Origin of the sequence: Streptomyces sp. NPDC057543 (genome assembly GCF_042801895.1) — a bacterium.
Taxonomy (GTDB): domain Bacteria; phylum Actinomycetota; class Actinomycetes; order Streptomycetales; family Streptomycetaceae; genus Streptomyces.
On record NZ_JBHVFF010000247.1, the window covers coordinates 1 to 13,565 of the forward strand.

Annotated in this window: 8 protein-coding genes and 1 pseudogene; all 9 read left to right on the plus strand. The window is 70.5% G+C overall.

The features are described 5' to 3' along the window. Nucleotides 1-12: 12 nt before the first annotated feature. The 9 genes and pseudogenes from ACFU8Q_RS31305 (at nucleotide 13) to ACFU8Q_RS31345 (ending at nucleotide 13,526) form a co-directional block, all read left to right on the plus strand. On the plus strand, nucleotides 13-3,663 hold the full coding sequence (locus ACFU8Q_RS31305; protein ID WP_384460320.1) for an Rne/Rng family ribonuclease: 3,651 nt from the start codon (nucleotides 13-15) through the stop codon (nucleotides 3,661-3,663). A gap of 373 nt (nucleotides 3,664-4,036) precedes the next feature. Next, nucleotides 4,037-5,161 carry a DegT/DnrJ/EryC1/StrS family aminotransferase gene (locus ACFU8Q_RS31310; RefSeq protein ID WP_384460323.1) on the plus strand — a complete coding sequence of 375 codons (1,125 nt, stop codon included), beginning with the start codon at nucleotides 4,037-4,039 and terminating at the stop codon, nucleotides 5,159-5,161. A 38-nt stretch (nucleotides 5,162-5,199) separates the two neighbouring features. Next, entirely contained in the window at nucleotides 5,200-6,177 is a 978-nt protein-coding gene (locus ACFU8Q_RS31315) for a Gfo/Idh/MocA family protein (protein ID WP_384460339.1), read from the plus strand. Then, nucleotides 6,167-6,409, plus strand: coding sequence for a hypothetical protein (locus tag ACFU8Q_RS31320; protein ID WP_384460325.1), 243 nt, complete (start codon nucleotides 6,167-6,169; stop codon nucleotides 6,407-6,409). The genes ACFU8Q_RS31315 and ACFU8Q_RS31320 overlap by 11 nt, the downstream gene beginning before the upstream one ends. Continuing rightward, on the plus strand, nucleotides 6,406-8,058 hold the full coding sequence (locus tag ACFU8Q_RS31325; RefSeq protein WP_384460327.1) for a glycosyltransferase family 2 protein: 1,653 nt from the start codon (nucleotides 6,406-6,408) through the stop codon (nucleotides 8,056-8,058). Before ACFU8Q_RS31320 ends, ACFU8Q_RS31325 begins: the two co-directional genes overlap by 4 nt. Nucleotides 8,059-8,060: 2 nt before the next feature. Then, a complete protein-coding gene (locus ACFU8Q_RS31330) occupies nucleotides 8,061-9,344 on the plus strand; it encodes a nucleotide sugar dehydrogenase (RefSeq protein WP_384460330.1) in 1,284 nt (427 codons plus the stop codon). Between the two features lie 2 nt (nucleotides 9,345-9,346). Next, a pseudogene (locus ACFU8Q_RS31335) lies at nucleotides 9,347-9,928 on the plus strand (NAD-dependent epimerase/dehydratase family protein); the annotation flags it as partial. A 107-nt stretch (nucleotides 9,929-10,035) separates the two neighbouring features. Next, a complete protein-coding gene (locus ACFU8Q_RS31340; RefSeq protein ID WP_384460333.1) occupies nucleotides 10,036-11,415 on the plus strand; it encodes a glycosyltransferase in 1,380 nt (459 codons plus the stop codon). Further along, a complete protein-coding gene (locus ACFU8Q_RS31345) occupies nucleotides 11,412-13,526 on the plus strand; it encodes a glycosyltransferase family 1 protein (protein ID WP_384460336.1) in 2,115 nt (704 codons plus the stop codon). The genes ACFU8Q_RS31340 and ACFU8Q_RS31345 overlap by 4 nt, the downstream gene beginning before the upstream one ends. The last annotated feature ends 39 nt before the right edge of the window (nucleotides 13,527-13,565 follow it).

The window sequence follows — 13,565 nt, forward strand, 5'->3', positions numbered from 1 at the left end:
GTGGCGCCCGCTGTGAGCGCCGAGATCACCGAGCCCGTCGAAGTCGAGGCCGAGGTTGCGGAGGCGCCGCCGGCGCGTACGCGTCGTCGTGCCGTTCGTAAGGCGACGGCTCCGGCGGGTGCGCCGCAGGCCGTCGAGGCCGTTGTCGAGCCCGAGGCCGCAGTCGAGCCCGAAGCCGAGGTCGAGGAGGCGCCGCCGGCGCGTACGCGTCGTCGTGCCGTTCGTAAGGCGACGGCTCCGGCCGGTGCGCCGCAGGCCGCCGAGGCCGTCGAGATCGTCGAGGAAGCGACGCCCGTGACGACTGCCGAGCCCGAGCCGGCCGAAGCCGCCGCCGAGCCCGTGGCCGCCGCGCCGCGCGGCCGTACCCGGCGCAGGGCATCGGCTCCGGCCGGTGCACCGCAGCCCGCCGAAGCGGTCGTCGAGCCCGCGGAGGCGGAGGAAGAAGCCGTCGAGGCCCCGCGCGGGCGTCGTCGTGCGGTCCGCAAGGCGACCGCTCCGGCCGGTGCGCCGCAGGCCACCGAGGAGATCGGCGAGAGCCTGCCCGAAGCCGCCGCCGAGGAGCCGGCCGCCGAGCCCGCCGAGGAGGCCGCACCGCGCGGCCGTACCCGGCGCCGCGCCACCGCGGCTGCCGGCCGGCCCGAGTTCACCGCCAAGGAGGAGGAGCCCGTACGCAAGAGCCGTCGCGCGACGCGCCCCGCCGTGGCCGTGTTCCAGGCGCCGGTCTTCGCCGAGCCGATGTTCCAGACCCCGGAGACCGCGGCTGCCGCCGCTGCCGCTTCGCGTCACGAAGAGGTCGAGGAAGAGCCGGAGACGGTCGAGGAGCCGGCCGCCACCATCGAGGCACCGGCCGCCGAGGCCGCGCCGCAGGCCGGTTCGCGCCGTCGTCGCCGCCGTCGCGGTGAGGCCGCCGAACCCGAGCAGGCCGCCGCACCCGCCGCCGAGGTGGAGGAGCACGTCGAGGAGGAGCACGAGCCGGAGGGCGAGAGCGAAGCCGGGCACGAGGGCGAGGAGACGGACGAGTACGAGGACCGGCCCTCGCGCCGTCGTCGTCGTGGAGGCCGTCGCCGCCGTCGTGGCGAGAGCGCCGAGGGCGACGAGACCGCGGAGCAGTTCGGCGACGAGGCCGCCGCCGAGCACGCCGAGGGTGACCAGGAGCGCGCTCAGGAGTCCGAAGAGGAGGAGGACGAGGAGCACGAGGCGTCCGCCGCCGGATCCAGCAGCAGCCGTCGCCGTCGTCGTCGCCGTCGTCGCAGTGGGGACGTCCCGTCCGAGGCCGACAACGGCGTCGACGACCCGGAGCGTACGGTCGTCAAGGTCCGCGAGCCCCGTAAGAAGGAAGAGCGGGAGCCCGGCACCGGCTTCGACGAGGTCCAGTCCATCAAGGGCTCGACCCGTATGGAGGCGAAGAAGCAGCGCCGCCGCGAGGGCCGTGAGCAGGGCCGCCGCCGCGTCCCGATCATCACCGAGGCCGAGTTCCTGGCGCGCCGCGAGGCCGTCGAGCGGGTCATGGTCGTCCGTCAGAACGGCGAGCGCACCCAGATCGGCGTCCTCGAGGACAACGTGCTCGTCGAGCACTACGTCAACAAGGAGCAGGCCACCAGCTACGTCGGCAACGTCTACCTGGGCAAGGTGCAGAACGTACTGCCGTCCATGGAGGCCGCCTTCGTCGACATCGGTAAGGGCCGCAATGCCGTCCTGTATGCCGGTGAGGTGAACTTCGAGGCGCTCGGCATGGCCCACGGGCCGCGCCGTATCGAGACCGCGCTCAAGTCCGGCCAGTCCGTCCTCGTCCAGGTGACCAAGGACCCGATCGGCCACAAGGGCGCCCGCCTCACCAGCCAGGTCTCGCTGCCCGGCCGCTACCTGGTCTATGTGCCCGAGGGCTCGATGACCGGCATCAGCCGCAAGCTGCCCGACACCGAGCGGGCCCGGCTGAAGACCATCCTCAAGAAGATCGTCCCCGAGGACGCGGGCGTCATCGTCCGCACCGCGGCCGAGGGTGCCAGCGAGGACGAGCTGAGTCGTGATGTCGAGCGGCTGCAGCAGCAGTGGGAGGACATCCAGAAGAAGGCGAAGAGCACCGGCAGTTCCAACGCGCCGACGCTGCTCTACGGCGAGCCGGACATGACCGTCCGGGTCGTCCGCGACATCTTCAACGAGGATTTCTCCAAGGTCATCGTCAGCGGCGACGACGCGTGGGAGACCATCCACGGCTACGTCTCCCAGGTGGCGCCCGACCTGACGGGCCGCCTGTCGCGCTGGACCTCCGAGGTCGACATCTTCGCGACGTACCGGATCGACGAGCAGCTCATGAAGGCGCTGGACCGGAAGGTCTATCTGCCGAGCGGTGGCTCGCTGGTGATCGACAAGACAGAGGCGATGGTCGTCGTCGACGTCAACACCGGCAAGTTCACCGGCCAGGGCGGCAACCTCGAAGAGACCGTCACCAAGAACAACCTGGAGGCGGCCGAGGAGATCGTGCGTCAGCTGCGGCTGCGCGACCTCGGTGGCATCGTCGTCGTCGACTTCATCGACATGGTGCTGGAGTCCAACCGGGACCTCGTGCTGCGGCGCCTGCTGGAGTGCCTGGGCCGTGACCGTACGAAGCACCAGGTCGCCGAGGTCACCTCGCTGGGCCTGGTCCAGATGACCCGTAAGCGGGTGGGGCAGGGTCTGCTGGAGTCCTTCTCCGAGACCTGCGTCCACTGCAACGGGCGCGGCGTGATCGTGCACATGGAGCAGCCGACGTCGGTCGGTGGCGGCGGCAAGCGTGCCAAGAAGCGCGGCCGGGTCGGCGCGGGCCAGGAACCCGAGCACGAGCACGTCACCGAGGTCGAGACCGAGGCCGAGGTGGCTGCCGAGGTGGCCGTCCCGGTGGCGCTGCCCGAGCCGGAATTCGTCCCGGACGAGGAGCTGTACAGCAGCGCGGCCGAGGCCGAGGCGGCAGCCTCGCGCGGCCGCGGCCGGCGCCGCGCGACCCGTAAGGCCACAGCTCCGGCCGGCGCCCCGAAGGCCGAGGCGGCCCCTGCCCCGGAGCCGGTCGTGGTCGCGGAGCCCGAGCCGGTCGTGGAGCCGGAGCCCGTCGCCGAGGCCCCCCAGGGCCGTACACGCCGCCGGGCGACCCGGAAGGCGACGGCTCCGGCCGGCCCCCCGGCCCCGGCCACCGAGGAAGCGCCGGCCGTCGAGACCCCGGCCGCTGCCGAGGCTCCGGTCACCGAGGCTCCGGTCGTCATCGAAGCCCCGGTCGTCATTGAGGCCCCGGTCGTCATCGAGGCTCCGCAGCCCGAGGCAGCACTCGAAGAGGCGGTCCCCGCAGCCGCTCCGCCGCGTGCCCGCCGCCGGGTGACCCGCAAGGTCACCGCCCCCGCGGGCTCTCCCGCGGGCGCGGACGCGGCAGAGGTCGTCGTGGTGACCGGCTCCCCGGAGCCGAAGCCCGACACCGAGCCGGCTGAGTCGGCCGAGACCGAACTAGCGGAGGCCCCGGCCAAGAAGACGGCCCGCAAGACCGCCAAGAAGGCCACCGCCAAGAAGGCAGCCACCAAGAAGACGGCTGCCAAGAAGACCGCCGCGAAGAAGACGACGGCCAAGAAGGCGGCGGCGAAGAAGACGGTCGCCGCGGAGCAGTCGCCGCAGACGTCCGTCCCGGCCGGCGCGGAGAGCTGACAAACAGTCACGGAGCGGTGAGAGAGGTGCGGTTCCCTCCGGGGGGCCGCACCTCTTTCGCGTGCGGGACACGAGTACGAAGCGTGTGGGCCGCGTCTCATCAGCCGTGATCTCAACGAAATCTTGCTGTGAAAAGCCTGATAATGTGACGCGGCTGCCGCTGGGTGGGACATTCCCGAGCATGTGGGTCGACGCGTCGGCCCACTTCAGGCAGGACAGACCGGTCTTGATGCCCCGGTGCCTCGGGGCATAGAGGTTATCTGCACGCAATATCTTGGTACGGAATCGGCCATGTGCCGGGGGTGCGGAGCCTCATCCGACATTCGCATGTCCTTGGTGCCGTCGCCGGCAGCTCTTGCGGTGTTCTAGGAGGATGTCCATGTCGAGCGACCACAGGGAAGCGATCCCCGCTGCCCGACCGGTGATCGGTGAGGATGAAATCGAGGCCGTGGTACGCGTACTGCGCAGCGGCCGCGTCGTGCAAGGTCCGGAGGTCGCGGCCTTCGAGGAAGGCTTCTCGGAGCTGGTCGACGGACGCCACTGCGTCGCGGTCAACTCGGGTACCTCGGCACTCCACCTGCTGCTGCTCGCCCTCGGGATCGGCCCCGGCGACGAGGTCATCGTGCCCTCCTTCTCCTTCGCGGCCTCCGCCAACGCGGTCCGCCTGGCGGGTGCCGACGTGGTCTTCGCGGACATCGAGCCGGGCAGCTTCGGCCTGGAACCGGCCGCGGTCGAGGCCGCCATCACGCCGCGTACCGCAGCGATCATGCCGGTGCACCTGTACGGCCACCCGGCGGCGATGGACAAGCTCATGCCCATCGCCGACAAGCACAAACTCGCCGTGGTCGAGGACGCCTGCCAGGCGCACACTGCGGCACTGAACGGTACTCCGGTCGGCACCTTCGGCTCCGGCGGTACGTTCAGCTTCTACCCCACCAAGAACATGCACTCCCTCGAAGGCGGCATGGTCACCACCGGCGACGCCGAGGTGGCGCGCACCCTCAGGCTGCTGCGCAACCAGGGCATGGAGCAGCGGTACGCCAACGAGATCGTCGGCGCCAACATGCGTATGACGGACGTGTCCGCCGCCGTCGGGCGCGTACAGCTCGGGAAGGTGCTCGGCTGGACCGAGCAGCGCCGCGCCAACGCCGCGTACCTCGACGAGCACATCACCGCGCCCGGCGTCACCGTCCCGCCCGTCGCCAAGGGTGCACGCCACGTTTACCACCAGTACACCATTCGGGTGCAGGGTGACCGTGACGCCGCCATGGCCAGGCTGAGCGAGGCGGGCATCGGCAACGCCGTGTACTACCCGACTCCGATCCACCGGCTCAAGCCGTACTGGGAGCCCGACCAGAAGGCGGGCCGGATCTGGGACCTGCCGGAGACCGAGCGGGCCGCCGCCGAGGTCGTCTCGCTGCCCGTGCACCCTTCGCTGACGCCGGACGACCTGGACCGCATCGTCGGCGCCGTGAACGTGCTGGGAGAAATGCAGTGACCGCAGGACTGAGAGCCGGACTGATCGGCCTCGGCTCGATGGGCCGCCACCACGCCCGTGTGCTGGTCGGCCTGGAGAACGTACAACTGGTCGGCGTCGTCGACCCGATGGGGGACAAGAACGGCTGGGCGCAGGGCGCCCGCGTGCTGTCCACGGTCGACGAGCTGATCGCACTCGGTGTCGACTACGCGGTCGTGGCCTGCCCCACCGCGCTGCACGAGGAAGTCGGCCTCCAGCTCGCCGAGGCCGGTGTCTGCGCGCTGATCGAAAAGCCCGTCGCCGACACCGTGGAAGGCGCCCGGCGGCTGGTCGATGCCTTCGAGTCGCGCGGTCTGGTGGCGGGTGTCGGTCACATCGAGCGGTGCAACCCGGCTCTGCGGTCGCTCCGTTCCCGGCTGGAGGCGGGGGAGCTGGGAGAGGTGTTCCAGGTGGTCACTCGCCGGCAGGGCCCGTTCCCGCACCGCATCGCCGATGTCGGCGTGGTCAAGGACCTCGCCACGCATGACATCGACCTGACGGGCTGGGTGACGGGGCAGACCTACACCTCGATCTCGGCCCACACCGTGTCGAAGTCCGGCCGACCGCACGAGGACATGGTCTCCGCCGTGGGTCAGCTCTCCGACGGAACCATGGTCAACCACCTGGTCAACTGGCTGAGCCCGCTCAAGGAGCGGTTCACCTCGGTCACCGGTGAACGCGGCACCTTCGTCGCCGACACCCTCACCGCCGACCTCACCTTCCACTCGAACGCCGCGGTGGCCACCGAGTGGGAGGCGCTCCAGGCCTTCCGAGGTGTCTCCGAGGGCGACATGATCCGGTACGCGATCCCGAAGCGCGAGCCGCTGCTGGTCGAGCACGAGCTCTTCCGGGACGCGGTGCGCGGCAGCAAGAAGGACATATGCACGCTGCGGGAAGGGCTGCGCACCGTGGAAGTGGCCGCAGCGGTTCTGGAATCGGCGAAGACAGGACGCACTGTCACGACCTGCGTGGGGGAGCCGGCCACCCATGGAACCTGAGAACAGCACGAGGCTGCAGTCCGGCAGCCGGACCGCGGGCGCGGACCACGTCCGCGCGGCCAGGACGGCTCCGGCGGATCGGGCGAAGTGCCGGGATGTCGACGACAAGCCCGGACCGTTCGACCAGTGGATCCGGGAAACCCAGGTGACGGCGCTCGACAGTGTGGACACGAGGCCGCTTCCCGAACGTACGCGTACATCCGTAAAGAGACCCACCGAGGTGACCGTGTGACCGGCAGACCCGATGCCCTCGCTGTTCCTGACGTCACGGTCGTCGTGGCCGTGTACAACACCATGCCCTACCTGACGGAGTGCCTGAACTCCCTTGTGGGGCAGACCATCGGGCTGGACCGGCTGGAGGTCGTCGCGGTCGACGACGGTTCGACGGACGACAGCGCCGCCGAGCTCGACCGCTTCGCCGAGCGCTACCCGGACACGGTCAAGGTCGTCCACCAGGCCAACTCCGGTGGCCCTGCCATGCCGAGCAACCGGGCACTGGAGCTCGCCACCGGCAGGTACGTCTACTTCATCGGCTCCGACGACTACCTCGGCGAGGAGGCGCTGGAGCGGATGGTGTCCTGCGCCGACACCCATGACTCCGACGTCGTCATAGGCAAGATGGTCGGCACCAACGGGCGGTACGTGCGGCAGTCGCTCTACAAGGCCAATGACCCCGATGTCAGCCTCTACGGGCCCGAGTTGCCGTTCGCGCTGGCCAACACCAAGCTCTTCCGCCGCGACCTCGTGGAGAAGCACCAACTGCGCTTCCCCGAGGACGTGCCGGTCGGCAGCGACCAGCCCTTCACCATCGAGGCGTGCGTCCACGCCCGCAAGATATCCGTGGTGGCCGACTACACCTGCTACTACGCCGTGAAGCGCGGGGACGCCAGCAACATCACCTACCGCGCCGACCATCTGGCACGGCTGCGCTGCACGGCCGCGATCATGGACCACGCGGCCGGGTTGATCGAGGCCGGGCCGAATCGGGACGCCGTCTTCAAGCGCCATTTCACCTGGGAGCTCTCCAAGCTCATCCAGGGCGACTTCGTGGACCTCGGCGAGGAGACGAAGCGTGAGATCTGCGCCGGTATCACCCGGCTCGCCGACACCTATCTGACGGACCCGCTCAGCGATTCGCTCCCGGTCAAGCTGCGGGCGAGGCTCCGGCTCGCGCAGCGCGGCGCCGTCGACGAACTCTGCCGCGCGATCAGCGAAGAGGCTGAGTACGGCGCGCCCCCCTTCCACCTGGAGGACGGCCGGGCCTTCGCCCGCTATCCCGGGTTCCGCGACGCGGGGCTGGAACTCCCCGACCGCTGCTTCGAACTGGTCGGGGAGATCGTCCCCGGACGCCTGGCCAACAAGACCCGGTTGATCGAGTCGGAGTGGGTACAGACCGGCGAGGAGCTGTCGCTCGCCCTGACGATACGGATAGGCGTCGTCGGCGACACCGGCTCCGCGGTCGTCCGTCTCGTCGAGGGCGCCATGCCCAGGAGCGCCGACAAGGCGCGCGCCCGCCGCCTGCCGGAAGGGCATGATCTGCCCCCGGCGCAGGGGGAGTTCACCCGGGAACTCGCGGACGACGGCAACGCCACCGTGCTGCGGGCCCGGATCCCGCTCGAACCCCGTACGGCCAAGCGAGGCGTGCGGGTCTTCGTGGACGTGGCCGGTGGAACGTACGAGATCCCGGTACGCGGCGACGGCCGGCCCATGCCGCTGGCCCGCAGGTGGCACGGCGAGACGGACCCGTACCGGGCCGCGGCGCGTCTCAACACCAAGGGGCGCATGGTGATCAGGACCGGCCCGCTCCATCCGCCCAAGAAGCCATTGGGCTCGCGGCTGCGATCCCTGTTGACCGGCGCCAAGCGCTCCAAGAGGAAGTAACCATGAACATCTGTGTAGTCGCCCTGGGCAAGATCGGTCTGCCGCTCGCCGTGCAGTTCGCCGCCAAGGGCCACCGGGTGATGGGCGCCGACGTCAACGAGAAGGTCGTCGAGCTGGTCAACGCCGGTGTCGAACCCTTCCCGGGCGAGCACGACCTCGACGTCAAGCTCAAGGAGACCGTCGAGGCGGGGCTGCTGACCGCGACGACGGACACCGCCACCGCCGTCGCGCAGTCCGAAGCCGTCGTGGTCGTCGTCCCGCTCTTCGTGGACGCCGAGGGCACGCCGGACTTCGGCTGGATGGACTCCGCGACCAGGGCGATCGCCGCCGGTCTCAAGCCGGGCACCCTCGTCAGCTACGAGACCACGCTGCCGGTCGGCACCACCCGCTCCCGCTGGGCGCCGATGCTCGAAGAGGGCTCCGGTCTCAAGGCCGGCGAGGACTTCCACCTGGTGTTCTCGCCGGAGCGGGTACTCACCGGCCGGGTCTTCGCGGACCTGCGCCGCTACCCGAAGCTGGTCGGCGGGATCGACGAGGCCTCGGCGGCGCACGGTGTGTCGTTCTACGAGTCGGTGCTGGACTTCGACGAGCGTACGGATCTGCCGCGCCCCAACGGCGTCTGGGACCTGGGCACTTCGGAGGCCTCCGAGCTGGCCAAGCTCGCCGAGACGACCTACCGGGACGTCAACATCGGTCTGGCGAACCAGTTCGCCCGTTTCGCCGACCAGCAGAACATCGATGTCCTCAAGGTCATCGAGGCGTGCAACTCCCAGCCGTACAGCCACATCCACCAGCCGGGCATCGCCGTCGGCGGCCACTGCATCCCGATCTACCCTCGGATGTACCTCTGGAACGACCCCTCGGCGACTGTGGTGCGTTCGGCGCGCGAGGCCAACGCGGCCATGCCCGAGTACGCGGTCGACCTGCTCGCCGCCGCTTACGGCGACCTGGACGGGGTGGGCGTGCTGGTGCTGGGCGCGGCCTACCGCGGCGGCGTGAAGGAGACGGCCTTCTCCGGCGTCTTCCCGACCGTCGAGGCCCTGAAGGCGCGCGGCGCGATGCCGTTCGTCTCGGATCCGATGTACACGCCCGAGGAGCTGACCGCGCACGGTCTCGTCCCGCACGAGGGCCAGACCGTCACCGCCGCGATCCTCCAGGCCGACCACGCCGAGTACCGCGAGCTGGCCGCCGCCGACCTCCCGGACGTCCGCGTCCTGGTCGACGGCCGCCGCACGACGGACCCGGCCCGCTGGGAAGGCGTCCGCCGCGTTGTCATCGGCGGCTGACGATGACCTGGCTGATCACGGGCGGGGCCGGTTGCATCGGCTCCCATGCGGTCGAGGAGATGGCGGGCCGGGAGCCCGTCGTCGTCCTCGACGACCTCAGCACCGGCCGGGCCGAGGGGTTGCCGGAAGGAGTACCGGTGGTCGTGGGCACGGTCCTGGACCGGGAACTGTTCGACCGGGTCCTGGCGGCCACGGGGTGACCCGCATCGTGCACATCGCGGGCAGGAAGCAGGTCGCCACCGGTGCGTCGCCCCGTGTCTTCGGCGACGACCGCCCGACGCCGGTCGGCACCTGTGTCCGCGATGACGTCCACGTCGCGGACATCGCCTCCGCCCAGGCCGCCCTCCGCGTGACCCGGGGCCCGTCCGCGCAGCCGGTACTGACACATCGGCAGGGGCGAGTGCGCCCCGGTCGCCGAGATGACCGACATCATCCCGGACGTCACTGGCCTCCTCCCGGTCACCGGGGCCCGCAGGCTCGGCGATTCGGCCAGGATGGTCGGGTCCGCGGGCGGCATCGGCAAAGAACTGGACCGGTCGGCCCGGCACGTCGTACGCGCCGTGATCGAGTCTGCCTGGGCGGGCTGCTGGCCTCCGGCATCGCAGGCCTGCCCCTACGTGACGCATCGCCGCCCGGCCGACCCGGTCACGAAGCGCCACGGAGAACGTCCCCGATACTCAGCAGAACAGGAATGACAGAAGTGCCAGGCAAGGACGAGCGAAGCGGACCCCGTCCGCATCTGCTGTATTTCGCCATCGGGTTTCCCCCGGCCGCGAAGAGTTCCGCATTCCGGATGAGGGAGACCGCCAACCAGTTCGCCGCCGCGGGGTGGGACGTCACCGTGGTCACGATCGCGGAGGAGTCCTGGCTCCGTGACTTCGGTGTGGACCACACACTCTCGGAGTCCGTGGACGAGCGGATCAAGGTGGTGGAGCTGCCGCTGTCGCGTGTCGACCTGGAGACGGACATCCGGCTGTTCTCCGAGGAGCGTGCCCTGGACCCGGGCAAGTGGCTCCAGGGTTACCGCGCCGAGGTACTCAAGAGCTTCCCCGAACCGGTCTTCGGTGACTGGCGCGGAGCCCTGGAGCAGGCCGCGCTCGACCTGCACCGCGAGCGGCCGGCCGATCTCGTCCTGGCCAGTTGTGTGCCGTACGTTCAGCTTGCCGCGGTCCGCAGGCTCTGGGACGAGCACCGGGTCCCGTACGCCGTGGACTTCCGCGATGGCTGGTCCCTGGATGTCATCGACGGCGTGGAGGCGTTTCCCAAGGACTCCGAGGCCGGACGCTGGGAGCTGAGCCTGCTGGAGCACGCGCTGTCGCTCTGGGTGGTCAACGACCAGATCGCCGACTTCTACCGTGCCCGCTACCCCGAGCACGCCGATCGTGTCCATGTGGTGCGCAACGGCTACGACCGGGACAGCGTCCCCGGGCCGCCGGACCGCGCGGACGACGCGAGCGGTCTGGTCTTCGGCCACCTGGGCACGGTCAGCTTCTCCGTGCAGCTGCTGGAATCGGTGCTCGCCGCTTGGAGGACCGCGCGTAGCCGGGAACCGCTCCTCGCCGATGCCCGGTTCGAGGTGCGCGGACACATCGGTGCCGGAGCCAGCCGCGAGGCCAACAAGCACGTCGAGGTGCTGCGCTGCGCGGCCGACGACGGCGTGGTCGTGGGCGGTCCGGTGCCGAAGGCGGAGGTCGCCGGGGTCTATGCCGCGTGGGACGCGCTGGTGCTCATCATCATCGGCGGCCCGTACATGACTTCCGGCAAGGTATACGAATACATGGCCACCGGGCTGCCGGTCGTTTCCATGCACGCGGCCGACCACGATGCCTCGCGACTGCTGGACGGCCACCCGCTGTGGACCGGTCCCCGCGGTCTGGACGAGGAACAACTGGCCGAAGCGTTCTGCGAGGCTGCCCGCATGGCGGTGGAAGCCTCGCCCGAACAGCGCGCGGCCGCCCGCGACCACGGGACCGCTTACGCCCGTGATTCCCTGATGGCGACCGCCGTGCAGCGTCTGAGCGCTCTTGTACTCGGCCGGCAGCCCGCACTTTCCGGAGGTCCCGGCGCATGACCGTCGTAGTAATGATCGCGGGCTCGACACCCCGTCCGGCCGTGATCGCGGCGGCCCTGGAGACATACCGGCAGCTGGGTGCGCGGGTGCATCTGGTCGGTAGCTTCAAAGCCGCCGACATGGAGGCCGACCTGGGCTGGACCACTCTGCACAAGGTGCCCGCCCGCGGGTCGGCCGGCAAGCACGTGCTGCGCAGGACGGAGGCGATGTCCGCCGCCGAGCGGCTCTGGTTCCACCTTGAGCACGACCGGCCCGCACGTGCGGCCCTGCGCACCGCCGAGGTGGTTGTCGCGCTCGACAACCGAGCGGTCTACAGCGCCTGGCGTGTCGCCCAGTCCCGGCGGACCCCGGAGGTGTGCTTCGGGATCGCCGCCGGCCTGCGGGCCGTGGAACGGCGGCGGGAGCAGGCCGGCGCGGTGCTGCCCGAGCACGCGCCGAGCCCGGTCGCCGTGGCCACCGACGGGCTGCGGCGCCGACTGCGCGGCCTGCCCGCCGATCTGCTGCGCAACGCCACCGGGCCGCTCACTCTGCGCAGCCGGGTCGGCGCCCGTGCCTGGCGTGCCGCCGTCTCCGCGCCGGGGGTCCCCGACAGCCTGCGCCTGGCGGCGGCCGAGCAGGTCATCGAAGGCATGTGGCTGGCCGGGCGTCAGGCCGGAGCACTGGTCACCGCCCGCGCGGCCGCCGGGAAGCTCTCCGACCCGGCCAGAAGAGCCCGCCTGCTGAACGACTTGGCGTGGAAGGGCATTCGGAGCGGCCGGACTCCCGGCAACCTCGCCGAGGCGGTCGGGGCCCACCTGGATCTGGCCGACGTGCGTCAGGCGGCCGGCGACCTGGCCGGAGCGTCCAGGTCTGTCCTGGAAGCCATGAAGCTGGCCTTTCACCGTGTCGTCCACATCGACCAGGTCTCCAGCCCGCTGGCCGCGGACCCGGCCGGGTTCACCGCCCCGTTCAGGAAGTCGTCGGCGGCCCGCACCGCGGTCGAGGCGAAGGGCAGGCTGACCCCGGCTGCGGCCCCGCCGAAGAACCGGCCGCTGCGGCTGCTCGTGGCCACCACCGCCAACGCGAACTTCCTGCACCTCATCCGGTCGCATTACGGAGCCAACCCGGACGTCGAGCTGAGATTCCTCGACATGGCCAAGCACCCGGGCATGAACCGGCTCAACGGCGCTCCCCAACGCCACATCGAGCACCGGCTCGGCGGCGACCCGCTGTTCGCGCACACTGCCGAGCAACACCTGAGGCCTTATCTGGACTGGGCCGACACCGTGTTCGTGGACTGGTGTGTGGCTCCCGCGGCTCTCTTCACCGCGATCGATCCGGGCGACACGAGGATCATCGTCCGGCTGCACAGCTACGAGGCGTTCTCGCGGTGGCCCCACATGATGGACTTCTCGCGCGTGGATGACCTGGTGTTCGTCGCCGACCACGTGCGGGATCTGGCGAAGGCCGCCATTCCGGGGCTCGGCGGTGAACGGGCGCCCCGCACCCATGTGATCGACAATGGCATGGACCTGGCCAACTTCCGACGTATGAAGGACCCGTCCACCCGGTTCAACCTGGGGCTGGTCGGCATCGGCCAGGTCGCGAAGGACCCGCTCTGGGCCCTGGACGTCCTCAAGCAACTGCGTGAGCACGACGAGCGCTACCGGCTGATCCTGATCGGTGGGGAGATGAGCAAGCCGAGCAACGCGGCCAAGGCGTACTCACGGAAGCTGGAGAAGGCTCTCAAGCCGCTGGTGGAGAACGGAGTGGTCGTACGGATCGGCGCGACCGACGACGTCGCCGGGGAGTTGGAGGATGTCGGCGTCATCCTCAGCACCTCGGTGCGCGAGGGCTGCCACGTGGGGCTCATGGAGGGGGCGGCCAGTGGTGCCGTACCGGTGGTCCGCGACTGGCCGTTCTTCGCCGGCGGCAAGCACGGTGCCGGGACGCTCTATCCGGCCGAGTGGGTCGTGGGTACCCCCGAGGAGGCGGTCGAGCGTGTGCTTGCCCTCACGGCATCCGACGAGAGCTGGCGCAACGCCGGAAAGCTGGTCACCGAGCACGCGCTGACCACCTGGGACTGGTCGGTCGTCCGCCTGGACTTCGACCGGTTGTTCTTCGGCCGCTAGAGTCCCGCGACCGTACGGGGCCGGGGCCCGGTTCATCAC

Excerpts from the sequence above, each read along its gene's own strand:
- ACFU8Q_RS31310 (WP_384460323.1), top strand. The coding sequence starts at position 4,037 with ATGTCCATGTCGAGCGACCACAGGGAAGCGATCCCCGCTGCCCGACCG.
- ACFU8Q_RS31315 (WP_384460339.1), top strand. The coding sequence starts at position 5,200 with ATGGGCCGCCACCACGCCCGTGTGCTGGTCGGCCTGGAGAACGTACAA.
- ACFU8Q_RS31320 (WP_384460325.1), top strand. The coding sequence starts at position 6,167 with ATGGAACCTGAGAACAGCACGAGGCTGCAGTCCGGCAGCCGGACCGCG.
- ACFU8Q_RS31330 (WP_384460330.1), top strand. The coding sequence starts at position 8,061 with ATGAACATCTGTGTAGTCGCCCTGGGCAAGATCGGTCTGCCGCTCGCC.
- ACFU8Q_RS31340 (WP_384460333.1), top strand. The coding sequence starts at position 10,036 with ATGACAGAAGTGCCAGGCAAGGACGAGCGAAGCGGACCCCGTCCGCAT.
- ACFU8Q_RS31345 (WP_384460336.1), top strand. The coding sequence starts at position 11,412 with ATGACCGTCGTAGTAATGATCGCGGGCTCGACACCCCGTCCGGCCGTG.